The sequence below is a fragment of the Rhodococcus sp. 27YEA15 genome, from assembly GCF_049739425.1.
Lineage (GTDB): Bacteria > Actinomycetota > Actinomycetes > Mycobacteriales > Mycobacteriaceae > Rhodococcus_F.
The window spans coordinates 549,716-573,368 of record NZ_JBMHHW010000001.1 but is presented as its reverse complement, the minus strand read 5'-3'; the positions used below and the strand labels follow the sequence as shown (position 1 = coordinate 573,368).

Sequence of the window (23,653 nt, the reverse complement as noted above, 5' to 3'; positions counted from 1 at the left end):
CGTGGAAACTCGAATCGAACCGCACACTTCCGGCACCGGAATCGGTATGTTCCGAACCGCGATGGCACTCTTCATCGTGGGCCTGTTGGGAATCGTCGCCATCTTCGCCGTCCACATATTCAGTGACACCCCTCCCGGCCTGGTGCTCTACCTGATCGCACTGGCGTGTCCGGTCGGGTTCTTTCTCGCGTTGGTCTACACCTTGAGGTCCGGTCGGCGCGCACGGTGACCGGTCGTATCCCACTGAAAGGTCGCTGCCCGTGAGACTGATTCTGAACGTGATCTGGTTGGTTTTGGGCGGCCTCTGGCTGGCGTTGGGCTACTTCCTCGCCGGGATCGTCTTCTGCGTGCTGATCGTCACCATCCCGTTCGGGATCGCTGCGTTCCGCATCGGCGTGTACGCGCTGTGGCCGTTCGGCAAGACTGTGATCGACAAGCCGACATCCGGTGTCGGCTCTCTCCTCGGTAACGTTCTCTGGCTGCTTCTCGCCGGCATCTGGCTGGCGATCGGCCATGTCGTGTCCGCGTTCGCGATGGCGATCACCATCATCGGAATTCCTCTCGCGGTGGCAAACCTCAAGATGATTCCGGTGTCACTGATGCCTCTCGGCAAGCAGATCGTCGACGTCGACCACGTCGGATACCCCTGAGCGGTTCGGCCCACATCTGGCGAACCCGACCACGGCAGGTGCCGTGGTCGGGTTCCAGATGTCATGTTCGATCAGCGGCCGAGGCTACCCAATCCGGGGAGCTTGTCGAGCGAACCGGTTCCGGGGTTGCCGGGGTTACCCGGGTCGACCGGTCCGACCGGAGCTTCGGACACGACGACGGTCACGCTCGTCGTACGCGACAGCACGCTCGTCGCGGTGACCTCGACGGTGTAGGAACCGGCAACGGTCGGGGTGCCCGAGATCGTGCCGTCGTTCGCGAGGGTCAGGCCGGCGGGCAGATCACCCGAGGCGACCTTGAAGGTCGCAGCGCGCGCACCGTTGACGGCGAGCTTCTGCGAGTACGCCTTACCGGTCTGAGCTGCGGGCAACTCCGCAGTCTTCAGGGTGGGGTACGCCGCAACCACGGTCACCTTGCCGGCATTGGTGGTTGCCGCGATCGCACCGGTGGAGGAATCGATAGCCAGGTTCTTCACTCGATCGAATTCGGGAACCTTCGTATCCGCCAGTAGCGCGGTGCCGCGGTTCGACAGGTCGACGGTCCAGAGCTGTCCCTGCTTGACGTCGGCAACGTAGGCAACGCCTGCGGCGGTGTCCACGGCAACACCGTTGGCGGTGGTGTCGGCCGAGAAGGTGATCTTCTCGAGCACCTTGTCGTTGTTCGGGGTCGCGTCGATGACCCAGACGTTCGCGGTGCGGGTGTCGGTCATGTACACGTAACCGGTGTTGTCGTCGACAGCCAGCTCGACCGGGTAGATGTCGCTACCGCGCACGAAGGCCTTGGGGGTGGAACCAGCGCGCACGTCGATCTGCCACAGCGTGCGGCCGTAGTTCTCCTCCATGAAGTTGGTGTCTGCCACGTAGAGGAAACCGCGCTTGTTGTCGAACCCGAGCTTGGTCGGGGTCGCGAACTTGTCGATGAGGATGTTCGTCACGGCATCGCCTGCTGCGGCGTCGAGTACGCGGATGTAACCGGACTTGTAGTCCGAGAAGTACGCGCGGTGCGTCACGGGATCGACCGCGATGTCGCTGATCTGAGGACGAGTGCCGTCCGGATTCTTCTCGCTGAGCGTCACGGTCTTGATGACGTCACCGGACTTCGTGTCGACGACGGAGATCGCACCGCCGTACGACGAGGACACGTATGCGCGGCTCAGCACGGAGTCGACGGCGACGGCGGACTGGTAGGCGACAACTCCCTTGACGGCGGGGAGCTGTGAACCGGTGTTCGTGTCGACGACGGACAGCGACGTCTCGGTGGGGCCGTACTGCGTCGCATATGCCCGGTGCGTAACCGAGTCGACTGCGATGTCACCGGGCTGGGTCGCGGTGTAGCTTCCGACTACGCCGTGCGTCGCGGTGTCGGAGGGTGCAGCGACGGCGACGGACGAGCCGAAGGTCAGGCCGACGACAGCGGCGGCGAGAACGAGTGGCGCGGTGACCGCGCGCCGACGGTTGTGCAATTTCATGTGGGGATGCCTTACTGATTTCTGAATGTCGCCCGGTTTGGAAAACTAGGCGAGCCTATCCTTATTCAGACAATTGGTGTTGAGACGCGGAACACATAAAACTCCCGGCCGGCGACACCGCAGTTTCCGAAGCGGACGTACCAACCATGTCACGATGTGACTTTAATCACATTACGGATGGATAACGGAACGGACACGGCCCGGTACGCGTCGTGGAACCCGTCGCGACCTGGGGAGAGTCCCGAACTACCCATCAACGTGGTGCGGCGCCCCACGCCACGCCGCGTTATCAAATGGTGACACGACGGCCTCGAGCCGTTACCGTCGTTTTCGGCCGGGAAACTCCGGCCACCTCCGGCCCGCCGTGCCAAGCCTCGTCCCGCGGGTACCGGAACTTCCCACAGAGCATTCCAGGGACGAGGACGGGGGACCCAAAGTCCTCTGTGAGAACAGGAAAGTTCTCCAGTGGACACCGATTCGGAGCGCGACAATTCCGGATCTTGGGGTGAAGCCAGACCCTTTCCAGCCAGGAAAGGCGAGGCCGGGCGACCTCTCAGCCCGAACCCGACAGCTGACCTCGCAGGCGCGTGTGGAGAGGATTTCTACCCCAATGAGCGGACGTCATCGTAAGCCCACCACCACCGGCCGCACCGTCGCCAAGGTCGCCGTAGCCGGCGCCGTCATCGGTGTCGCCGGAATCGCAGCCACCGGTACTGCCAACGCTGCACCCGATTCCGACTGGGATCGTCTCGCGCAATGCGAGGCAGGTGGCAACTGGGCCATCAACACCGGCAACGGGTACCAGGGCGGACTGCAGTTCTCGCCGAGCACCTGGAACGCTCATGGCGGCGGACAATACGCAGCCAGCGCAAATCAGGCCACTCGTGAGCAGCAGATCGTCGTTGCCGAGCGCGTTCTCGCCAACCAAGGCTGGGGCGCATGGCCCTCCTGCTCGTCGAGCCTCGGCTTGAACAGTGCAGCAACTCAGCGCAGCGCTCCGGCGACAAGCGCACCGAAGCCGCAGACCGCTCCGACGGTGCAGGTCGCCCAGACCATCAGCAACCCCGTTGTCGACGCGATCGATCAGGCGCTGGCATTCGCGAAGGCCAACGGCATCGAACTCGATTCACAGAGCCTGGGCCTCGTGGACACCGCGAAGGCTCTGCTCAAGTAACACCAGCACACCCCTTGCGTGCGTTCCGCTCGAACGTAGAGATCGCAGAAGTAAGGCCCGTACCGAATTTTCGGTACGGGCCTTACTTCGTCGAGTGGTGCCGGTCAGCGGTTGATCACCGTATGCGGATGTGCGTAGGGAAGTGACTCCACCGGCAACGGAAAGGTGGTGTCTTCGCCGAACGGCGAGAGACCACCGGCACGAGTCGATGACAATTCGGTCACTGCGTGATCTCCGTCTGCAGTTTCCGGCCATCCTGGATCTACATAGTGCTTCTTCGAATTGTTAGCCACGAGGCTATTTTGACAGCACCCCGTCACGCAGTACAGACCAGGTCTCTAATCTGATACTTGATGACCGACACACGCGAGAACACGACGGACAATTCCGTGGCCGAATCCTTGACCGGATGGCTCTCGGCGCGCTCCGACGCCGAGTTGACCGAGCTGATGCGCTTACGTCCCGATCTGGCCGTGCCACCGCCGAGCACGATGGTCGTACTCGGCGGCCGCGCCCAGCAACGAGCGTCGGTTTCTCGTGCCGCCGACGAGCTCGACACGCTCGACTTCGGAATGCTCGAGTTGCTGGCCGTCAGCGGCGCAGACGAGAGACCGGTCTCGCGTGCGGATTTCGACGCCGCCCTCGCGGCGCGGGCTCGAACCGGCAAGGGCAAGGTCACCAAGAAAGCCGTCGACGCGTCGCTGGCAAAGATGCGGCGGTCCGCGCTGATCTGGGGTACCGACCCGATCGGCGTGTCTGCAGCGGCGATCGGAACCATCCCGTGGCGCGTCGGACGGGCCTTGGAACCGGCGGAACTGATGACCGAGTCCGAAATCGCCGCAGCCCTCGCCGCTCTCGATCAACGCGAACGAGACCTGCTCGAGACGCTGGCGAATTCGAGTCCGATCGGCCGAACCCGGGATGCCGCTGCGGGTACGCCCTCCGACCGGCCGGTGCAGCGGTTGTTGGCGGCCGGACTGTTGCGCTGGCTGGACGAGCAGACCGTGGAACTTCCGGCAACGGTTCGCCAGGTGATCCGCGGGGAACCGGTCTTCGATCCCACCACGCTCACGGCACCGACGATCGGCGGCGACAAACTCACTCCGGCGGACGTGAATTCGGCGGCAGCAGGTGAGGCCTTGGAAGTCGTGCGGGACTGCGAGAAGGTGATCGCGGTGCTCGGCTCCGCACCGGCGCCGGCGTTGCGTGCCGGCGGACTCGGCGTTCGCGAACTGCGACGCGTGTCGAAATCCGCCGAGCTCGACGAAGCACGGGTGAGTTTGGTGGTCGAACTTCTTTCGGCGGCCGGTCTCATCGCTGCGGGCACACCTGATCCCGCACCCACCTCGGACACCGCGGACGACTACTGGACTCCGACGGTGGCGGCGGACGGCTGGCTGACCGCGTCGACCGCGAGGCGGTGGGAGACTTTGGCGTCGGCATGGCTCGACGTGCCACGGGTGCCGTGGATGATCGGACTTCGCGACGCCGCAGACAAGCCGATCGCGGCGCTCTCGGAAGAAGGCAGGGCTCCGGCCGCCCCGCGTGATCGGCGCGCGATCCTCGAGTTGTCCGCCGAGCTCGACAGCGGCCGGACAGCGACCCCGGCCGAGGTGAGTCGGCTCCTGGCGTGGCGTCGACCTCGGCTCAGTGGTCGCTTGCGCACGTTCGCGATCGAACGAACGACCGACGAGGCCGCCGCGCTCGGGCTGATGGCTCGGGGCGCCCTCAGTTCAGCCGGCCGCGCACTGTTGCACGGTGGCGACGCCGAAGCCGAAATGCATTCGGCTCTACCGCAACCCGTCGACTACATCCTCGTCCAGGCGGACCTGACGCTGGTAGCTCCGGGGCCGCTCGTGCCGGAACTCCTCGAGCAGGTGTCGTTGGTCGCGGACATCGAATCCGCCGGTGCGGCATCGATGTACCGGATCAGCGAGGACAGTGTGCGCCGCGCGCTCGACGCCGGACTCACCGCCACCGAGTTGCACACCATGTTCACCACGAAATCCAAGACGCCGGTCCCCCAGTCGCTGACGTATCTGGTCGACGACGTCGCCCGGCGACACGGCCGGTTGCGTGCCGGTGTTGCAGCGTCGTTCATCCGGTGCGAGGACGTGTCGCTGTTGTCGGAAGTTCTGGCGTCGGCGGTGGCCGAGACATTGGCATTGCGGGCGTTGGCACCGACCGTCGCGGTGTCGCAGGCGCCGTTGCGTGAAGTCCTGGCCGAGCTACGCGCTGCCGGGTTCGCGCCGGCCGGTGAGGATTCGTCCGGAACCTTGGTGGACCTGCGCCCTCGCGGCGCCCGGGTTCCGAACCGCCGTTCGCGACCGGTGTCGAGAACGCCCGCGAGTCCGTCGGTCGACCAGCTCGCCGCGCTGGTGCGCACCATGCGCGCCGGTGATCGGGCGGCGAGGCCCGGAAACGGTGGAGTGCGCGCCGACGGGTCCCGCGAGTCGAATGCGGCGACCATCGCCTTGCTTGCCGCTGCCGCCAGAGACCACACGAGCGTGAACATCGGTTACGTCGACGCCCAGGGTGTGGCGACCAATCGAATTGTCGATCCGGTCAGCGTCGGCGGCGGTCAGTTGGACGCCTTCGACCCGGCAAACGGGGCGGTTCGCGGTTTCACTCTGCACCGCATCACGTCGGTGACCCCGGTGGACAGCGGGACAAAACACTCTCAGCCGTCGAAAAACGGTTGACAGAGCAGAGTTGTCGTCGCCCGGACGAAACTGAGGCGATACAGTTCGGGGGTGATCAGCGACGAGTGCTTGTTCTGTGGGATCGTCAACGGTAGCGTTCCGGCGACCAAGGTGGCCGAGAACGAAACCACCTTGGCGTTCATGGATATTCATCCCGGAACCGACGGTCACCTTCTGGTCGTTCCCAAACGCCACAGCCGAGATCTTCTCGAGATTTCGGCCGAGGACTTGACTGCGGTGACACTGTCCGCGCAGCGGGTGGCCAGAGCCGTTGTCGACGTACTCGGCGCCGACGGAGTCAACCTCCTCAACTGCTGCGGAGCGGATGCGTGGCAGACGGTGTTCCATTTCCATCTCCACGTGGTCCCGCGTTACGTCGACACCTCGAAGGATTCACTCGTCCTGCCGTGGCGGCCGGGTATCCGAGGCGACGCGGACGAGATCACGCGCATCGGTGCGATCCTCGGTGCAGCGCTGCGATAATTCCTCGTTCTACCGGCCCGGGTGCGCTGCGCCTATCGAATGGCCGTGATCCCGGCGAGGACGAGGTCGATACCTGCCAGGAACTGGTCACGGTCATCGTGCTCGGGTACCTGCGAGGCCACTTTGTGCACGAACGGAAATTGTGCGGGGTCCAGTTGCGTCCAGCGGTCGGTGATGGTGGTGAGAAATGCCGATCGGTCCGTCCCACGGGGTAGGAGACGGGCGCCGGCTGCATACTGTCCCGCGAGCCCGAGAACGTAGTTGAGCAACGCGGATGCGGAGTTGAACTGCGCTGCCTCGGGAACTGCGAGCGCCGTCAGTTGCCCACCGAAGATCTCGAAGATCTGCGTGACTGCAGGTTGCCACGGTTCGCGGGCGAGTTGGGTGCCCACCCACGGGTGCGCGTCGATTGCATCGAACACCCCTAGTGCCGCGCTACGGATCGTCTGCAGCGGCGTCGACCCCGATGCCGCGCCGATCACGACGGCGGCGATGACGGACTCGGTGGTCGCGGCGAGGAGTTCGTCCTTGTTCGCCACATGCCAGTAGATCGCTCCGCTTCCGGTGGCCAGCCGAGCCGAGAGCGCACGGAAGGTCAGCGCACTCTCGCCTTGGTTGTCCAGGATCTCGACCGCCGCCTCGACTATCCGCTGCTTCGAGAGCGCGTCCGTCCGCCGTTCGACCCGCTGATGCCTGCTCGTCATACGAACCATCTTGACAGACCTGGAACGTCGTTCCAAGATGGGCACTGGAACAACGTTCCATCAATTGAAGGGGAACCATCATGAGTACATCGGTCACGATCATCGGTGCCGGTCTCGGCGGCCTCACCCTCGCCCGCGTCCTGCACGTCAACGGCATAACCGCAACGATCTACGAGGCCGAACCCTCGGCGCAGGCCCGCACCCAGGGTGGACAACTCGACATCCACGAGAACAACGGGCAGCTCGCGCTCGAAGCGGCCGGCCTCGTCGACGAGTTCCGCGCGATCATTCACGAGGGTGGCGCCGCTTCGCGCATCGTCGACCGGCACGGGAGCGTGCTGCTCGACGAACCCGACGACGGCACCGATCGACGTCCCGAGGTACTGCGCGGCGACTTACGCCGGATCCTGATCGAGTCGTTGCCCGACGACGCGATCCGGTGGGGACACAAAGTTGTCGGCGTTGCATCGTCGGGCGAGGGTCGACACGAGATCACCTTCGACAACGGATCGACCGTGAGCACCGGCGTCCTCGTCGGCGCCGACGGCGCATGGTCGAGAATCAGACCCCTGCTCTCCGCCGCCACACCGGAGTACATCGGCACCGTGTACGTCGAGACGTACCTGTATGACGTCGACGAAAAGCATACTGCCACAGCCGAAGCAGTCGGAGCAGGCACGATGTACGCACTCGACCCCGGAAAGGGGATCGCCGCACACCGCGAGGCCGGCGACATCATTCACACCTATGTCGAACTGAACCGTTCCACCGACTGGATTGCGAGCATCGACTTCACCGATGCTGCTGTCGCGACCGCACGCGTGGCCGCCGAGTTCGACGGGTGGGCGCCGGAACTCACCGCTCTGATCACCGAGGGCGAGTCCGCCCCGATACCGCGCATGATCTACGCACTTCCCGACGACCACCGATGGGACCGCGTCCCCGGAGTGACGCTCGTCGGCGATGCCGGACACCTGATGGTGCCGTCCGGTGAGGGCGCGAACCTGGCGATGTTCGACGGCTTCGAACTCGGCAAGGCCATCGCCGCGCACCCCGACGACATCGAAACAGCCCTTGCCACATACGAGCAGGCCCTGTTTCCCCGCAGCCAGGCCGAAGCCGCCGACAGCCACGTCATTCTCGATCTCTGCCTCGGCGACAACGCACCGCACTCACTCGTCGATTTCTTCACCGGCACCGTCACGGCCGAATCCGTCTGACCTTCCGGCCCGAACGGCCGAGAGGTCCGGCCCGCGCAGGCGATGCGAATGCGGCGATCGACGCCACCGAAGAGAACACAACAGTGTGTGAACCGGCGCGATCGTCGCCGAGATCCAGGTGGACATCGAGTCCGCCTGCGCTCGGCGAACGCCGATGATCGGCGAACGCGTCGGTGACAAGCACCGAAAAATCGCGCCGCGAATTCGGCGATCCGGCCACTACTTCACGAGCGCGAAAAGTACGGGCTGGCTTTATTTTACAAATGACGTATGGTCGAGGTCAGTTCGTGATTGCCACTTCGGGAAAAAGGGAGCGACAATGGCTGACAAAGCGCCGGGGAAAACGATGAAGAAACCTGCCCAGTCGATCAAAGAGCGGCGCGCAGAGAAGCGCGCGAAGGTCTCGGATTCATCGGAGTTGATCCGCAAGCGGAAGCGGAGCTGAGCGACGGCAGGGTCGAATCTTCTGTTGCAGTAGGTTGATCGCGCTCTCGTCCTTCGCAGGTGCGCTGAAGGACGAGAGCTCCGCGTTTAGTCTCGCCGTGTCGCAAATTCGGTCAGCGGTCCGCCGAGTTGGTCGAGAAGCACTGTGGTCACGGCAGGATTCGGCGTGAGCATCAAACTCGCCACGTCATTGCCGGTGTAGTGGATGTTTCCGGTTGTGGTGAGCGTGAGGCTTTGCACGATCGGTAGTGCCGCAAATTCGTCTTGTCCACCAGGTGTATTGACGAATGCGATGTCGGCGGTGTCCAGGAGTCCGAGATTTTCGTCAGCCAGTTGCGCGGTCCCGAGGGCATTGGACTCGGCGAGTTTCACCAACTCGTCCGGAGCTGTCAGCCCGAGGCGTTCGAGGAATCTGACGACGGGAGCGGTCCGCGCGGTGATGACGCCGGTCGAGCCCTGATAGTTCTGCCCGAATACCGCTCGCGCGCCCTGCAGCCCCGGCAGACTTGCGGCGAAGTCGCCGATTGCCTTGTCGGAGGACGTGATCAGTTGCCGGGCCTCGTCGCTTTTCCCCAATGCCGCACCGATCATCGTGGTGAGATCATCTCCGTCGTCTTGGAGCAGGGCGGTGCGGTAGGAAATCGTCGGGGCGATGTTGCTGAGCTTGTCGTAGATCTCGGAGAACGACGGCTGTGCGGACGTCATCAAGATGAGGTCCGGCCGGTAGGAGGCGATCTTCTCCACGTTCGGCGTGACCGAGTCCAATGCCAGAACTTCCTCAGGCAGCGGGGATTTCATTCCGGGCCAATTCCCGTCGACGGATGCGGGGTTCCTGACGGACGCGACGATGGGGGCCCCAAGGGCGTTGGCGATCTGAGCGTCGGTCCAGCCCAATGTCACCACGCGCTGCGGCGTCGAGGCGATGTCGGCACTCCCTTGCCCGTGATCGACGGTGACGGGAAAGCCTGTTCCCGGCCCGGACGCAGGTTCGGATTCGGTCTGATTCGAAGTGCTGCACGCCGTGAGACCTGCCACGACGGCAAGTGCCGCGATCGCACTCGCCGCACCGCGCCGGCATGCGGCTCCGATGGTTGTAGCCATGTTCAGTATTGTCCTTCTTCGGTATTCGAGGTGCAGAGCGCGGCGGACAGTTCGATGCGGGTGGCGGTGACCCGATCGCTGATGTCCTCGCCTGCAGCCAAGGCGCCCTGGTAGAGGATCGACATCTCACCGTCGAACTCGTCTCGGGTTCGCCCTTTGCGCCAGTACGGCTGCGTGAAGATGCGCGACGGGTCCAGGCCTGCGGCAACGGCATCCGCGTGGAGTGCTGCGACGGCGGCGAGTTCACCGCCGAGCCAGAGCACGCAATCGGATTCCGTCACGGCGGCGGTGCCAGAAATATCGGCCCAGCTGCCCCGCGGGAATCCGGTCGACCCGGCTGCCACTGTCGACACCCGCTGGGGACGCTGCATCGAAAGCCCCTCCGGCCACTGCGACCCGGTCGGCAGAACAGCATGCACGTTCACGTCATCGCGATCCTGCCTGCTCAATGCCGCGACAGCTCCGAATGCCGAGACATCGCCTACGGCAACAACGGTCGACACCGAGGGTGGCACAACCACCTCGTGTCTGAAGCCGATGAAACCGAGTTGGTCCCCTACCGCACATCGATCGAGCCACCAGTGCTCTGCTCCCCTGTCCACTGCCGTGAACGCGACCACCGTGCTGCCGGGAGTGAATCCGACGGCGGTGTACGAGCGGACCGTCGGCGGCTTCTGATCGCCCCAACTGGGTAGATATTTTGCGTCGAACGAGGGCAGTGGCGGATGCGCGCCCTTCTCCTGTGGAATGAACAGTTTGAAGACGGGTGCCGCGCCGCTCGGTTGCGCGTGCGCGAAGGCATCGGCTTCGAGGCGGACGTGAACGAAGCCGGATCCGTCGCGTTCGAGTCCGGTGACCGCCGCAACGGTCATGACCATCCCCGGCGGTAACACCGGGCCCGCGTTCGCTACTGACGCATTCATCTCGCAATTACCTCCGACTTCATTGAGTGAGCACACCCTAACTAATTATTACCTCATAGGCAATAATTATCGACAGCAGCCACAAAGGGGTAAGAATTGCCTGGTAGGTGCGCAATCACGGGCATCTACGCAGGTGGATCGATGCTGATTCCGTCGAGGTAGAGTGACTGGCTGTGGACGGTAGACATACTCGCGGCCCCGGCAGACCGCCACAGACGTCCGTCGAGGACATCCTCACCGCTGCCGAAGCGGTAGGTCTGAAACAACTGACCCGAGCGGCCGTCGCGAAGCGGCTGGGTGTGTCCACTGCGACGATCCGGCATCACGTCGAGTCGAGTTCGCGCCTGTACAGCCTCGCGTGCGACCGGGTTTTCGCTCGGCTGGACGTTCACGGGGGTAGCGGCACCGACTGGACGGAATACCTTCGACTGGTCGCTGCTCGGTTCGCCCGCTTGCTCGGTGAGCAACCTGGCCTGAGGGACTACGTTCTCTTCGGCCCGTACGAGCCCGCCACTCTGGACCGGTTCGATCGGATCATGGCCGAACTCATCGACCGGGATGAGCGGCTGGACCGGGCGACGGCGTACATGCTGGGGTCTCGCACCTTGGTTATCGCCGCCGCGATGCGCGCACCTGACAGCGAGTCGCCGACTGCTCAGGTGCACCCGCAGGCGAGCACCCAGCGTGGCGACGTGTGGACGTGGACACTGGACGCGTTTTTCCGTGGGGCCGACACACTCATCGCGGCGGGATCCGTTCCGGACGTCATACCTGTCCCCGACGCCCCCTGGTCGTCGGTGAACGAGATCGACTGACGAACCTGGCAGACGATCAGGAATAGCGGCAGGTCCGGACCTGTTGACGTGGTGGTGTCCGAGGTTCGGGCACTGTTGCGCCGACCCGCGTCACCGACGCCACTTGGCGCTCGAGCTCCCCTACCGGGACAATGACAGGGTTGGCGCCGGCCGACGTCACCTCGCAGCGCTCCATGGCTGCCGTGTCTGCTTCACAAGGAGGATTCCGTGACCGACGGACCGTTGATCGTCCAATCCGACAAGACACTGCTGTTGGAGGTCGACCACGAACGTGCCGGCGATGCCAGGCAGGCCATCGCCCCGTTCGCCGAGTTGGAGCGGGCTCCGGAGCACGTTCACACCTACCGCATCACCCCGCTCGCGCTCTGGAACGCCCGCGCAGCCGGGCACGATGCCGAGCAGGTGGTCGACGCCTTGGTCTCGTTCTCCCGCTTCGCGGTGCCGCAACCGCTGTTGGTCGACATCGTCGACACGATGGCCCGCTACGGCCGGCTACAACTGGTCAAGAGTCCGGTACACGGACTGGTTCTGGTGAGTTTGGACCGCGCGGTGCTCACCGAGGTGATGCGCCACAAGAAAATTTCTCCCATGCTCGGCGAGAAGGTCGACGAGGACACCGTCATCGTCCATCCGAGCGAGCGTGGACGTCTCAAGCAGATGCTGCTCAAGGTCGGCTGGCCTGCGGAGGATCTCGCCGGCTACGTCGACGGTGAAGCTCACCCCATCGACCTCGCCTTCGAGGAAGGTCACTGGGAGCTGCGCGACTACCAGCAGATGGCGGCCGATTCCTTCTGGGCCGGCGGCTCCGGCGTCGTCGTCCTACCGTGCGGCGCGGGCAAGACGATGGTAGGCGCGGCTGCCATGGCAAAGGCGAAGGCGACGACGCTGATTCTGGTCACCAACACCGTTGCCGGTCGGCAGTGGAAGCGTGAACTGATCGCCCGCACGTCGCTCACCGAAGAGGAAATCGGTGAGTATTCGGGTGAGCGCAAGGAAATTCGGCCGGTCACCATCGCCACGTACCAGGTGATCACTCGACGGACCAAGGGCGAGTACAAGCATCTCGAGCTGTTCGATTCGCGCGACTGGGGTTTGGTGATCTACGACGAGGTACACCTGTTGCCCGCTCCGGTGTTCCGGATGACGGCGGATCTGCAGTCACGTCGCCGGCTCGGATTGACCGCGACGTTGGTGCGCGAAGACGGTCGTGAAGGAGATGTGTTCTCCCTGATCGGCCCGAAGCGTTACGATGCGCCGTGGAAGGACATCGAGGCTCAGGGCTGGATCGCGCCGGCCGACTGCGTCGAGGTGCGGGTAACCATGACCGATGCCGAGCGGATGGCGTACGCCGTGGCGGAACCGGAAGAGCGGTACAAACTCTGCTCGACCGCGCACACCAAAATTGCTGTGGTGAAGTCGATTCTGGCCAAACACCCGGATGCGCCGACCCTGGTGATCGGGGCCTATCTCGATCAGCTCGACGAGTTGGGTCAAGCTCTGGACGCACCCGTCATCAAGGGTTCGACGAAGAACAAGGAACGTGAAATCCTCTTCGATCGGTTCCGCAACGGCGAGATCGCCACACTGGTGGTCAGCAAGGTCGCAAACTTCTCCATCGACCTTCCGGAAGCCTCTGTAGCGGTGCAGGTTTCGGGAACATTCGGATCTCGTCAGGAGGAAGCGCAGCGGCTCGGACGCCTCTTGCGACCCAAGCACGACGGCGGGCAGGCGCACTTCTACTCGGTGGTTTCCCGCGACACCCTCGATGCGGAGTACGCGGCGCACCGTCAGCGTTTCCTCGCCGAGCAGGGATACGCCTACCGGATCACCGACGCCGACGATCTACTCGGACCCGCCATCGGCTGACCCGAGCAGATCGGATCAGAGGGCCGCGATGCCCTTGCCGAGGATGACGAAGCCGACCGACGAGGTGGCCGTCTCGGCGGCATTGTTGTTCGCCGGCCACTTTCGAAGGCCTTCGAGTGGACCGGACATCGGCGACGATGCGAAGAGATCGGGCCACGACCGGGATCGCGATCGGCAGTGACGCGATACCGGCGTGTTCGATGCTTCCGTCGCCACATCGAACGAAGAGACCAACCTACATCAGACCGTTTCGCAGACGTCGACTCTCCGAACACGATCCCACTGCCCCTCGTTCGGCGCAGCAATTCTGCTGAGCAATCATCCGTTGATCGGTATGGTGTCCCCACCCATGTAGTCCGAGCTAGATCCGTCGCACCATTCGCGGGGAGTCCAAGGCCATGCGCTCAGTCTCACGCCCACGGCGCAGTCCGGCCGCAATCGTGGCTCTGTCGACGGTTGCAGCCGTCGTACTCACGACGGGCATCAGTGACGCGACACCGACGACGGTGCCGGTTCCCGACGAAGCAGGTGTATACGAGCTGGCCAACGGCTGTTACGGCGTCCAGGCCGCATCCGGGGAGTTCGTTCGACGCTCCGGCTCGGGTTATCGTGCGGACGGTGCGACGGCCGGCGACGCCGAACCGTTCCGACTGCATGCTGCGGCGCTCGGCCGGTTCATGTTCTTCGGTACCGACACCACGATGTTGGCGCACGACGGCGCCGGCGCGGTGACTGCAACGGCCGCCGCTACTGCGGTCACCGACTGGACGGTGATGTCGACCGGCACCGCGTTGGTTCTGACTGCCACCTCGAACGGTCGCCAACTGGTGACTCGCGGCGCAGAGCTGGTGATGTCCGAGCCCGGCGTGGTTCCGGATTCCGGCGCTTTCACGTTGGTCGAGCGCAGCGGCTGCGCCGATTTCCCCGAATCCGAAGTGAACGCCACCGGCCCGGTGTCCGGTCTCGGCCCGAATGGTGAAGTGCGCGGGTTCATCGACACCCACGTGCACGTGAATGCCTCGGAGTTCCTGGGCGGAAACATCCACTGCGGGCGGCCTTTCGATCCGCAAGGCATCGCTGCGGCTCTGGTCGACTGCCCGGACCACCAACCGAACGGGCTACCTGCGGTCCTGGAAAACGTGGTCTCGTACGGTAACCCGTTCAAAGAACACGACACCACCGGGTGGCCGAGTTTCGCCGATTGGCCGGCTCAGGATTCGTTGACGCACGAACAGACGTATTTCAAGTGGGTGGAGCGAGCCTGGCGCGGTGGCCTGCGCATCTTCACCAACCTACTGGTCGCCAATCGGGTGCTCTGCGAGGTGTATCCCAGTACACGAAATCCGTGTGACGAGATGGCGACCATCCGTATCCAGGCCGAACAGACTCGCCAACTTCAGGACTACATCGACGCCCAGTACGGCGGGCCGGGCAAGGGCTGGTTCCGCATCGCCCGATCTCCCGAAGAAGTACGTCGGATTGCGGCAGACGGCAAGTTGGCCGTCACCCTGGGCGTCGAGATCTCCGAGCCGTTCGGTTGCTCTCTCCGATCGGGCGTCCCGCAGTGCACGAAGGAGGACATCGACCGCGGCCTGGACGAACTTCAGGCCCTCGGGGTCCGGCAGATGATCGTCACTCACAAGTTCGACAATGCCCTGGGCGGCGTGCGTTTCGACATCGGCATCACCGGGGTGGCGGTCAACGTCGGAAACTACCTGGCGACGGGCGACTTCTGGCGGGCCGAGCCGTGCGCCGGGGTGGCCGAGGACCATCCGCTGCCCACCACGGTGGAGGGCGCCGACGCTCTGATCGGACTCCTTCCGCCCGGCGCCACGATTGCGGTGTATCCGCCCGACTGGAAATGCAATTCACGGGGTTTGACGGATCTGGGTGAGTACACCGTTCGCGGTTTGATGGCTCGGGGCATGATCGTCGACATCGATCACATGGGCGTCAAGACCGCCGAAGCCACGCTCGACATCCTCGAGGCCGCGGGTTACTCGGGTGTCGTCTCCAGCCACAGCTGGAGTGACACGGCGATGTACAAACGTATCTACGCGCTGGGCGGGTTCGTCGCGCTCTATGCCGGCAAACTCGACGGTGCAGGCGGCGACGAGAAGGGCCACGACGGGTTCGTCGACCAGTGGCGCGAGGCCAGGGCGATGCGCAGTGACGATTTCTACTTCGGGTTCGGCTACGGCGCCGACACGAACGGCTTCGGCGCCCAGGCTCCGCCACGTCAGTCGGCCGAGACCCATCCGTTGCTGTATCCGTACACCACGTTCGAGGGCACGATCATGGATCGTCAACGTACCGGCACCCGGGTCTTCGACGTCAACACCGACGGTGTCGCACAGTACGGGTTGATCCCGGATTGGATCGCCGACATGCGTAACGTCGCGGGCGCGGACGGCGACACGATCATCGAGGACATGAGTCGTGGCGCCGAGGCCTACCTGCAGATGTGGGAACGGGCACGAAGCTAGTTACCCTGGTCGGTGGCACCGTATCCATCCCACGGTGCCACCGACCGATAGTTTCACCCGCCGGCATCGAAGGATTGCACCGTGGCCGATTTCCAGTTCACCGTCGACAAAGCACACGCCAGGTCGGTCAACGACACGATCGCGGACGTGCGCCGTCTACAGATTTCGGCGGTTGTCTTCGCTCTCGTGCTCGCCGCGCTCGGCGCATGGCTCCTCACCAAGGATGCGGCGTGGTCGATCATCCTCGGCGCGGTACTGCTGGTCGGCGCCGTCAGTTCGCTGTGGGTGGCGGTGTGGGCGCCGCGCAAGGTGGGCAGCGTCGAGTCGCTGTACGAGAAGAGTCCGCTCGTACCGGCCATCGTCACCGAACTTCATCCGCGGGCAGCCACCTTGTCCGCGCTGATAGACATCGGGAAATCCACCACGGGCACACCGAACTATGCGTTGGTGAGCCGTAACGTCCGCCTCAACCCGAAGTGGCGAGTCGGCGATCGGATCCCGTCGGTCGCACTGCGCTCCGATCGATCGACGCGCAGCAAGGCCGACACCTGGCAGATGGTCAGTCCGATGCCGATCGAGTGGGGTACCCGCGACTCCGCCGTCCTGGCGCGGGCGACGGCGGCGATCAGCGTGAGTGAGTGGAACTTTCTGCAGAGCAAGATGGCCGACTGCGAGAAAGCCCGCACCCACCCCGATCGACGAATTCCGGTCGATCCCGCTGATCTACCTGATTCGTTGCGCTGACCTCGGTGGGCGAACCTGCACGAGGTCAGCGCAGCGCGGGGATCACTTCCCGTTCGAACAATTCGATGCCGGACGTGTCGTACGCGGCCTCGGGGAAGTAGAAGATCCCATATCCCAAGCCCTTCTCCGCGAGCGCTGACAGGTTTTCGACAATCTGCTCCGGAGTCCCGACAGCGGGCATGCCGCGGTACGCGTCGAGCGACGCATCTGCTGCGGCCTCGCCGATCAGGGGCGTCAAACGCGCTTTCAGCTTCTCCAACTGCTGCTGCACTTCGGCTTCCGTGGAACCGATGGCCACGTTGTAGTTGGCGGAACGCACGATGGCGTCGAAGTCGGTGCCGACGGTATCGCAGTGCTTCTTCAGTATCTCCGACTTGGCGGTGAAACCTTCGGGCGTTCCGTCGAAGTTGGTGTACTGCGCGTACTTGGCCGCGATCTTGAGCGTGACCTTTTCGCCACCACCGGCAACCCAGATCGGAATACCGCCGTCCTGCAACGGAAGTGGACGGCTGATCGCACCGTCCACCTGGTAGTACTTGCCGTCCAGGGTGGACGTGCCGGTAGTCCAGGCCTGCTTCATGATCTGGATGCCCTCGTCGAGACGGCCGAGTCGCTCACCAGCCGACGGGAATCCGTAACCGTACGCGCGCCATTCGTGCTCGTACCAGCCACCACCGATACCCATTTCGATGCGGCCGCCGGTGATCAGGTCCGTGGTGGCGGCCACCTTGGCGAGATACGCCGGGTTGCGGTAACTCATCGCCGTGCACATCTGGCCGAGGCGGATCGTCGACGTGCTCGCGCCGAGTGCTGCCATCAACGTCCACGCCTCGTGCGTCGCTTCGTCGGTGGGCGCCGGGACGGTGTGGAAATGGTCGTATACCCACGCCGACTCCCATTCGGCGGCCTCGGCACGCAATGTGAAGTCCTTCATCACCTCCCACTGCTTCGCCGGATCGATGCCGACGAGGTCGAGACGCCAGCCTTGAGGTACGAACAGTCCGAATCGCATGGAATGGAGCCTACCCATGACGCCGTGGCTTTCGCTCGATCGGACGGGCTGTTACCGACGAACGGTCGCCACCACACCGAACCTGGATCGCTCCACCTGTTCGTCGACGAGCGACCGAATCAGATCGCGATATCCGAGGAAGCGAGCGCCGGTCCGCACGTCGGCGACCGACCGGTCGAGATCGACGGCGATAGCCCCGGCTACGTGTCCTGGCCTCGCAGTGAGAACGGCGACGCGCTGACCGAGGTAGACGGCCTCGCCGATGTCGGAGGTCGCGAACACGATCGTCTTTCCGGTGACCTCGCGGATCCGGAGCAGTTCGTCCTGCATGAACTCCCGATTGCGGTTGTCGAACGCTCCGAAGGGTTCGTCCATGAGCAGCACTTCGGGATCGAAGGCAAGGCTGCGGGCGAGTGCCACACGGAGTTTGACGATGTCGGACAGTTCGTGAGGGTAGTGATCCGCATCCGCCTGCAGATCGACCAATTCCAGGTAATGCTCGGTGAGTGCCCGCCGTTCCCGTTTGCCGACGCCCTTCGTCTCCAGTCCGAACTCGATGTTGTGTCGCGCCGTCCGCCACGGCAGGAGCGCATGATGTTGGAACACGATGCCACGGTCGAGTCCTGGCCCTACCGTTGGCTTTCCGTCCAGCAGTATCCGGCCCGAAGTGGGTGAGCTGACTCCGGCGAGAAGTTCGAGGAGGGCGGATTTACCGCTGCCACTCGGACCTACCAACACCAGGAACTCACCGGCCGCCACCGACAGGTCGATACCGTCCACGACGGTCACCGTGTCGCCGGTGCCGGCAATCTCGATCCGCTTGGTAACGTGTTCGAGCCTGAGTTTCGGTACTGCAGTCATGTTCGGTCCTCCACCGGTCGCGCGAGTCGACATCGCTGCCGGTGCCATATCAGGATCGAAAGCACTCTGGCAGTTCATTCCAGCTAAGCGCCACCTCCGAACTGCGTCAACGGTTAGACTCAGCGAGCATTTAACGGCCCGTCGAACTCGGCGAGACGCCCTTGCCAATCGTCGAGTCGTGACTGCGACACGTCGTAGCCGAACCAGAGACGGTCGAGCACTTCGGAGCCCAACTGGTGCAGGGCCGAATGCGCCGACCATCGGGTTGCCGCCCAGTCCGGTTCGTTGTGTGCGGCATCGATTCCCGTCGACACACCGCCCCGCAGTTCCCAGTCGAGATCTCGGCGCAGATGCGATAGCCGCGCGACGGATCTTTCTCGATCACTCTGCCGAGCAGCGATTTCCGACAACAGTTGCTGCAGGATTTCCCGAGTGCGCTCATCGGACCAGATCAGGGCTCGCCGGTGTGAATGTCGACGGACCGTCCACAGGACTGCCACGGCAACCAGCACTCCGACGGTGGTCTCGAGAAGCCGGCTCAGCATCAGGTGTGTCATCGAGCCGTGCGCTCCGCCTGCCGCACCGAGGAGGATGGCCAGAGGCGTGATGAAAATGACGGCAATCCCGTAATTTCGCACCAGGAACAGTTCGATCGCCAGCTGGAGAAGCGCAAGTACCAGCACACCCCACAACCCGGTCGGACTCCATGCGTAGATCGCGGCCAGCAGCACCAATCCCAACACCGTCCCACCTATCCGGTGAACTCCGCGATAGGTTCCCAGGATCCGGTCGGGCCCCTGATGGAGCACCATCGCCGCTGCGATCACCGCCCAGTCCGGGCGGTCGATTCCGAGCACGATGGTGACGGTACCTGCCACCACACACGCGATCAGCAGCCTGACCGCCGTCGTCGTGGCGCGACTCGACGGGTGGCAGGCGCGCAGGAACCGGTAGGCGACGGTCGGTTCCTTCAGCGGCGGGTGCGTCCCGTCGCCGTCGACGTCGTACGCGGCGTCGGGATCGCCGTCGAGGTAGGGGTCGTGCGTCCTGGCGCGGGCCATCCGTTGTTGCGTCAGTTCGAGATGCTGCGTACAGGGATGCGTGCCGCCCACGATGGATCCGCGGTAGAGACTCTGCCAGGCATCGTGCAGGCGCAATGTCGCTGCCGCCCTTGCGTCGCGGATCGAATCCGGCGGCTCGGCGCCTGCCAGCGCTCGAAGGTAGTTCTCGACGGCGTCGGACGCTGCCGCTACCGATGCCTTCTCGACGGACCGCGGTGACCTCAGCGCTCCGGCCGAGGACACCACGACGGCGCTCAGACCACCGACCGCCGTCCAGAGCGCGATGTGCAACGGCGGCAGGCCCGGGGTGGCTATCACCGAACTGATCTCGGTGGTCAACAGGAAGAAGAAGGAGCCTGGCGCGCCCAGTCGCAACGCGTCGACGGTGAAGGCGCAGCAGGAGACCACCACTGCCATGACCAGTACGACAACCACCAGGAGCAGCGACGACGCTCCCCCGGCTATCGCGCGGTGGATCGGCTCGCCCACCGAGGCCCCGATCCAGGAGAGCACCGTCAACGTTCCGGCGGCCGCACCGACCACCTTCCAACGGCTGCGGTACGGCCGCCCCTCGCCGTAGATCGAGGCGAACGCCCCGAGGCCCACGAGTAGCGACACCGGCCCGAATCCGAGGAGGGTCGCGACGGTCGCGGGAACTGCCAGCGACAGGGCGGCTCGGATCGCACCCGGCAGGCGGTTGCCCACCGGCGGCAGTCCGAACAGTACGGCGCGGGCGGGCCGCGGGATCGGGACGGCGATCTTCTCGCTGGTCATCGTGCCCCGCGCATCATCGTGCCCCGCGCATCATCGCGGATAGAGCAGCGTCTCGGTGGCTTTCACGACGAAGACCGCCGTCGTTCCCGGTACGAGGTCGAGTTCGGCGGCCGCGCCGGCAGTGATGTCGGCGGTCAGGCCCGGCTGACTGCCGTCGTCCTCGGCGCGCACCCGCACCACGTCGCCACGGTTCTCGATTTCCGCAACGGTGACCTCGAAGGTGTTGCGCGGACTTCCGTGCGGTGCCTGTGAGTAGACAGCCACCGATCGTGGTTCGAACACGACCACTGCCGAGCTTCCCATCTCGAGTTCTGCCTCCGTCCGACCGTGAATGTCCACCCCCTTCCGGGGTGCGCAGCACGCCGTCACCCGACACGGTTCCGATGCGGAGATTGATGCCCGCGATCCGTGCGGCGAAAGCACTGCGCGGACGTGACAGTACCGTGCGGACGTCTCCACGTTCGACCACCCTTCCACCGTCCAGAACGACAACGGTGTCGGCGAGGGCGAGTGCGTCGAGTGCGTCGTGGGTGACGAGGATCGCGGTGCGATCCCCGGTTCGGAGCACCCGACGCAGCAGCGAGCGCAGCGCGGGCGCGGATGCGACGTCGAGCGCTGACATCGGTTCGTCGAGGAGAAGCAGTTCGGGTTCGGCGGCCAATGCCCGTGCCACCGCCACTCGTTGGGCCTGACCACCGGAAAGTTGAGACGGCTTGCGTTTCGCGAATTCGCCGGCGTCGACCGATTCCAGCCAGCGCTGCGCTGCTGCTGCCGAGTCCCGGCGTGAGCGTCCGGCGCTCCGCGGCGCGAAGGCGACGTTGTCCAGTGCGGTGAGATGCGGGAACAGCATGGCGGACTGGGCCAGCAACACGGTTCCACGCCGATGTGGTGGCAGCGCGATCCCCGCGTCGGTGTCGGTGAGCATCCGTCCGCCGAGTTCGATCCGGCCGGTCTGCGGATGCTGCAATCCGGCGATCGCAGCGAGCACCGTCGACTTGCCTGCCCCGTTGGGTCCGAGGATTGCCGTCACTTCGCCGGCGGCGACGTCGAATCGGGCGGTGACGTCGCGCTCGGGAACGTCGATGTCGACGTGCAGACTGCTCACAGCGAACCTGCCGATCCACGCCCACGAACCGCCACCACGATGACGACGGCGACAACCACGAGAACGAGCGAGAGTGCCACCGCCGCATCGGGATCGGTTTCACGTTGCAGGTAGATCTCGAGCGGTAGGGTCCGAGTGACACCCTGCAGGCTGCCCGCGAACGTCAAGGTCGCACCGAACTCGCCGAGGGCACGGGCGAATGCGAGTACGGCGCCCGAGATCAGGCCGGGTAGCACCAACGGCAAGGTGACGCGGCGCAGAACGGTCGTAGGTCGCGCCCCGAGCGTCGCTGCCACTGCCTCGTACCGTGTTCCGGCTGTTCGGAGCGCACCCTCGAGGCTCACCACCAGGAACGGCAGTGCGACGAACGTCTGGGCCAATACCACTGCGGTAGTGGAGAATGCGATCTGAATTCCCAACACTTCCAACTGCTCACCGATCAGCCCTTTGCGGCCGAAGGTGTACAGCAGGGCGATACCACCGACGACGGGCGGCAGCACCAACGGCAGCAGGATCAGTGAGCGCAGGACGGAAAGCCCGCGAAAACTACTGCGCGCCAACACCGCTGCCATGGGAACACCGAACACGATGCACAGCACGGTGCTTGCTGTTGCCGTCTTCAAGCTCAGTTTCAGCGCGGCGACCGATGATTCGGAGGTCACCAACCCCCAGAACTGAGACCAATGCACCGCCGCCAGCATCGCCACCAGCGGTAGGACGACAAATGCCCCACCGATCACCGCAGGTAGGTAGATCCAGACCGGCAGTCCGAGCGGTGCCCGGACTGCCGATTTCAATCGAGTCACGGAGCGGCGAACCCTGCCGAACCGAGTACGGCCAGGCCCTTGGGGCTCTTGACCAGATCCACGAACTTGGCTGCCGCCGTGGAGTTCGTCGAATCCTTCAGGACCGCAATCTGATACAAATTGACGACGGCGACGGCTTCGGGGAAGTCGATGCTCTCCACCTTGTCGCCGGCGGATTTCGCGTCGGTGACGTAGACGATGCCCGCGTCGGCCTGACCCGAGGTCACCTTGTTCAGCACGTCGGTGACCGAGGATTCCTCACTGACCGGAGCCAGGGTTTCGCCGGTCGAGTCCTCCACCTTCTTGGTGGCGGCACCGCAGGGAACCTGGGGCGCACAGATCACCAGTTGCGTTCCCGCCTTGGTCAGATCCGCGAACGACGTGATCCCCTTGGGGTTTCCGGGTGGAACGACGATGGTCAACGTGTTGCTCGCGAAATCGGACGGCGTACCGTCCACCACGGACGCGTCGGTCGCCTTGGTCATGTTCGCCGCGTCGGCGGAGGCGAACACGTCGGCCGGCGCACCCTGGGTGATCTGTGCGATCAGATCCGAGGATCCGGCGAAGCTGAAGGTCACCGTGGACCCGGGGTTCTCGGACTCGAATTCCTTACCGAGTTCGGTGAACGAGTTCTTCAACGACGCCGCGGCGAATACCGTGAGCGTGCCGCTCACACTGTCCGACGCGTTCGACGTCGTAGAGGCGTCGGACGTATTGCCGTCGGACGTATTGTCGTCGGACGAACTGCAGCCGGTCACCACCGCCAGCGCGAGCGCGCTCGCCGCCATGATTCCGAGTACTCGTTTCACGATTTTCCTCCTGTGGTTTCCACGATGACCGTGGTGGCTTTGACCACCGCGACTGCAATGCTGCCGACTTCGAGCCCGAGCTCGCGAACGGCTTCCGAACTCATCAAGGACACGACAGTGAACGGTCCACACTGCATTTCGACCTGCGCCATCACCTTGTCGGTGACCACCTTGGTGACGAGACCGGCGAACCTGTTTCGGGCGGAACTGTCGGTGGTCAACGGATCCGTGGGCGCCGGCGACGCATTCGATCTGGCGAACTCCGCCAACTCGGCACCGTCGATGACCTTGCGCCCCGAGTCGTCGATCGCCGACGTCAACTGGCCGCTGTCGATCCATCGCCGGACTGTGTCGTCACTGACGCCGAGCAATCCGGCCGCTTCACGTATTCGTATCTTCGGCACGCGCCAAATCGTAACCGCAAGT

22 protein-coding genes, 1 pseudogene and 1 riboswitch are annotated in these 23,653 nt (G+C 64.4%); of the genes and pseudogenes, 11 read left to right on the top strand and 12 right to left on the bottom strand.

All coding sequences use genetic code 11. The annotated features are described in order from the left end of the window. Window position 1 precedes the first annotated feature (1 nt). Window positions 2–229: a hypothetical protein gene (locus tag ABH922_RS02665; RefSeq protein WP_424805457.1), complete on the top strand. Its 228-nt coding sequence runs from the start codon at window positions 2–4 to the stop codon at window positions 227–229. 31 nt (window positions 230–260) lie between these two features. Continuing rightward, window positions 261–650 (top strand): YccF domain-containing protein, encoded by a 390-nt coding sequence (locus tag ABH922_RS02660; RefSeq protein ID WP_424805456.1) that lies wholly within the window; start codon window positions 261–263, stop codon window positions 648–650. Window positions 651–721: 71 nt separating this feature from the next. On the opposite strand, the gene ABH922_RS02655 is transcribed toward ABH922_RS02660, so the two are convergent. Continuing rightward, window positions 722–2,137, bottom strand: coding sequence for a putative Ig domain-containing protein (locus ABH922_RS02655; RefSeq protein WP_424805455.1), 1,416 nt, complete (start codon window positions 2,135–2,137; stop codon window positions 722–724). Between the two features lie 389 nt (window positions 2,138–2,526). Beyond that, window positions 2,527–2,739: riboswitch (cyclic di-AMP (ydaO/yuaA leader) on the top strand. An 8-nt stretch (window positions 2,740–2,747) separates the two neighbouring features. Here ABH922_RS02655 and ABH922_RS02650 point away from each other — a divergent pair. After that, window positions 2,748–3,311 carry a transglycosylase family protein gene (locus ABH922_RS02650; RefSeq protein WP_424805454.1) on the top strand — a complete coding sequence of 188 codons (564 nt, stop codon included), beginning with the start codon at window positions 2,748–2,750 and terminating at the stop codon, window positions 3,309–3,311. 104 nt (window positions 3,312–3,415) lie between these two features. On the opposite strand, the gene ABH922_RS02645 is transcribed toward ABH922_RS02650, so the two are convergent. Further along, complete coding sequence (locus ABH922_RS02645) at window positions 3,416–3,604, bottom strand: hypothetical protein (protein ID WP_424805453.1); 189 nt, start codon at window positions 3,602–3,604, stop codon at window positions 3,416–3,418. Window positions 3,605–3,664: 60 nt separating this feature from the next. Here ABH922_RS02645 and ABH922_RS02640 point away from each other — a divergent pair, with 60 nt between their 5' ends. Then, window positions 3,665–6,013, top strand: coding sequence for a helicase-associated domain-containing protein (locus tag ABH922_RS02640; RefSeq protein WP_424805452.1), 2,349 nt, complete (start codon window positions 3,665–3,667; stop codon window positions 6,011–6,013). 54 nt (window positions 6,014–6,067) lie between these two features. After that, a complete protein-coding gene (locus ABH922_RS02635; protein ID WP_424809531.1) occupies window positions 6,068–6,496 on the top strand; it encodes an HIT family protein in 429 nt (142 codons plus the stop codon). 32 nt (window positions 6,497–6,528) lie between these two features. Here ABH922_RS02635 and ABH922_RS02630 read toward each other — a convergent pair whose 3' ends face one another. Next, a complete protein-coding gene (locus ABH922_RS02630; RefSeq protein ID WP_424805451.1) occupies window positions 6,529–7,200 on the bottom strand; it encodes a TetR/AcrR family transcriptional regulator in 672 nt (223 codons plus the stop codon). An 80-nt stretch (window positions 7,201–7,280) separates the two neighbouring features. Here ABH922_RS02630 and ABH922_RS02625 point away from each other — a divergent pair, with 80 nt between their 5' ends. Further along, window positions 7,281–8,420 (top strand): FAD-dependent oxidoreductase, encoded by a 1,140-nt coding sequence (locus ABH922_RS02625; RefSeq protein WP_424805450.1) that lies wholly within the window; start codon window positions 7,281–7,283, stop codon window positions 8,418–8,420. A 319-nt stretch (window positions 8,421–8,739) separates the two neighbouring features. Then, window positions 8,740–8,865, top strand: a complete 126-nt coding sequence (locus tag ABH922_RS02620; protein ID WP_424805449.1) for a hypothetical protein — start codon at window positions 8,740–8,742, stop codon at window positions 8,863–8,865. 86 nt (window positions 8,866–8,951) lie between these two features. Here the strand turns inward: ABH922_RS02620 and ABH922_RS02615 are convergent, their stop codons facing one another. Beyond that, a complete protein-coding gene (locus tag ABH922_RS02615) occupies window positions 8,952–9,965 on the bottom strand; it encodes an ABC transporter substrate-binding protein (RefSeq protein ID WP_424805448.1) in 1,014 nt (337 codons plus the stop codon). 2 nt (window positions 9,966–9,967) lie between these two features. Then, window positions 9,968–10,888 (bottom strand): hypothetical protein, encoded by a 921-nt coding sequence (locus tag ABH922_RS02610; RefSeq protein ID WP_424805447.1) that lies wholly within the window; start codon window positions 10,886–10,888, stop codon window positions 9,968–9,970. A 173-nt stretch (window positions 10,889–11,061) separates the two neighbouring features. Here ABH922_RS02610 and ABH922_RS02605 point away from each other — a divergent pair, with 173 nt between their 5' ends. The 4 genes from ABH922_RS02605 to ABH922_RS02590 all read left to right on the top strand — a co-directional run bounded on the left by ABH922_RS02605 (window position 11,062) and on the right by ABH922_RS02590 (window position 16,799). Then, window positions 11,062–11,703, top strand: a complete 642-nt coding sequence (locus ABH922_RS02605; protein ID WP_424805446.1) for a TetR/AcrR family transcriptional regulator — start codon at window positions 11,062–11,064, stop codon at window positions 11,701–11,703. A gap of 207 nt (window positions 11,704–11,910) precedes the next feature. After that, complete coding sequence (locus ABH922_RS02600) at window positions 11,911–13,569, top strand: DNA repair helicase XPB (protein WP_424805445.1); 1,659 nt, start codon at window positions 11,911–11,913, stop codon at window positions 13,567–13,569. 398 nt (window positions 13,570–13,967) lie between these two features. Then, window positions 13,968–16,055 (top strand): peptidase, encoded by a 2,088-nt coding sequence (locus ABH922_RS02595; protein ID WP_424805444.1) that lies wholly within the window; start codon window positions 13,968–13,970, stop codon window positions 16,053–16,055. Between the two features lie 81 nt (window positions 16,056–16,136). Continuing rightward, the gene (locus ABH922_RS02590; protein ID WP_424805443.1) at window positions 16,137–16,799 is read left to right on the top strand and encodes a DUF3239 domain-containing protein; all 663 of its coding nucleotides are present in this window, start codon (window positions 16,137–16,139) and stop codon (window positions 16,797–16,799) included. 25 nt (window positions 16,800–16,824) lie between these two features. Here the strand turns inward: ABH922_RS02590 and ABH922_RS02585 are convergent, their stop codons facing one another. The 7 genes and pseudogenes from ABH922_RS02585 to ABH922_RS02555 all read right to left on the bottom strand — a co-directional run bounded on the left by ABH922_RS02585 (window position 16,825) and on the right by ABH922_RS02555 (window position 23,631). Further along, window positions 16,825–17,811, bottom strand: coding sequence for an LLM class F420-dependent oxidoreductase (locus ABH922_RS02585; protein WP_424805442.1), 987 nt, complete (start codon window positions 17,809–17,811; stop codon window positions 16,825–16,827). Window positions 17,812–17,862: 51 nt separating this feature from the next. Then, on the bottom strand, window positions 17,863–18,672 hold the full coding sequence (locus tag ABH922_RS02580) for an ABC transporter ATP-binding protein (RefSeq protein ID WP_424805441.1): 810 nt from the start codon (window positions 18,670–18,672) through the stop codon (window positions 17,863–17,865). A gap of 119 nt (window positions 18,673–18,791) precedes the next feature. Further along, window positions 18,792–20,507, bottom strand: a complete 1,716-nt coding sequence (locus ABH922_RS02575; RefSeq protein ID WP_424805440.1) for an FUSC family protein — start codon at window positions 20,505–20,507, stop codon at window positions 18,792–18,794. A gap of 30 nt (window positions 20,508–20,537) precedes the next feature. Beyond that, window positions 20,538–21,612: pseudogene (locus tag ABH922_RS02570) on the bottom strand (sulfate/molybdate ABC transporter ATP-binding protein). Further along, window positions 21,609–22,418: an ABC transporter permease gene (locus ABH922_RS02565; protein ID WP_424805439.1), complete on the bottom strand. Its 810-nt coding sequence runs from the start codon at window positions 22,416–22,418 to the stop codon at window positions 21,609–21,611. Before ABH922_RS02565 ends, ABH922_RS02570 begins: the two are co-directional and overlap by 4 nt. Further along, window positions 22,415–23,227 (bottom strand): molybdate ABC transporter substrate-binding protein, encoded by an 813-nt coding sequence (gene modA / locus ABH922_RS02560; RefSeq protein WP_424805438.1) that lies wholly within the window; start codon window positions 23,225–23,227, stop codon window positions 22,415–22,417. The genes ABH922_RS02565 and modA overlap by 4 nt, the downstream gene beginning before the upstream one ends. After that, window positions 23,224–23,631, bottom strand: a complete 408-nt coding sequence (locus tag ABH922_RS02555; RefSeq protein ID WP_424805437.1) for a TOBE domain-containing protein — start codon at window positions 23,629–23,631, stop codon at window positions 23,224–23,226. The genes modA and ABH922_RS02555 overlap by 4 nt, the downstream gene beginning before the upstream one ends. Window positions 23,632–23,653 lie beyond the last annotated feature (22 nt).

What these genes read in the sequence shown, in the direction of transcription:
- ABH922_RS02585 (WP_424805442.1), bottom strand. Translation starts at nt 17,811, where the DNA reads ATGCGATTCGGACTGTTCGTACCTCAAGGCTGGCGTCTCGACCTCGTC.
- ABH922_RS02580 (WP_424805441.1), bottom strand. Translation starts at nt 18,672, where the DNA reads ATGACTGCAGTACCGAAACTCAGGCTCGAACACGTTACCAAGCGGATC.
- ABH922_RS02655 (WP_424805455.1), bottom strand. Translation starts at nt 2,137, where the DNA reads ATGAAATTGCACAACCGTCGGCGCGCGGTCACCGCGCCACTCGTTCTC.
- ABH922_RS02595 (WP_424805444.1), top strand. Translation starts at nt 13,968, where the DNA reads ATGCGCTCAGTCTCACGCCCACGGCGCAGTCCGGCCGCAATCGTGGCT.
- ABH922_RS02610 (WP_424805447.1), bottom strand. Translation starts at nt 10,888, where the DNA reads ATGAATGCGTCAGTAGCGAACGCGGGCCCGGTGTTACCGCCGGGGATG.
- ABH922_RS02575 (WP_424805440.1), bottom strand. Translation starts at nt 20,507, where the DNA reads ATGACCAGCGAGAAGATCGCCGTCCCGATCCCGCGGCCCGCCCGCGCC.
- ABH922_RS02650 (WP_424805454.1), top strand. Translation starts at nt 2,748, where the DNA reads ATGAGCGGACGTCATCGTAAGCCCACCACCACCGGCCGCACCGTCGCC.
- ABH922_RS02620 (WP_424805449.1), top strand. Translation starts at nt 8,740, where the DNA reads ATGGCTGACAAAGCGCCGGGGAAAACGATGAAGAAACCTGCCCAGTCG.
- ABH922_RS02625 (WP_424805450.1), top strand. Translation starts at nt 7,281, where the DNA reads ATGAGTACATCGGTCACGATCATCGGTGCCGGTCTCGGCGGCCTCACC.
- ABH922_RS02630 (WP_424805451.1), bottom strand. Translation starts at nt 7,200, where the DNA reads ATGACGAGCAGGCATCAGCGGGTCGAACGGCGGACGGACGCGCTCTCG.
- ABH922_RS02640 (WP_424805452.1), top strand. Translation starts at nt 3,665, where the DNA reads ATGACCGACACACGCGAGAACACGACGGACAATTCCGTGGCCGAATCC.
- ABH922_RS02615 (WP_424805448.1), bottom strand. Translation starts at nt 9,965, where the DNA reads ATGGCTACAACCATCGGAGCCGCATGCCGGCGCGGTGCGGCGAGTGCG.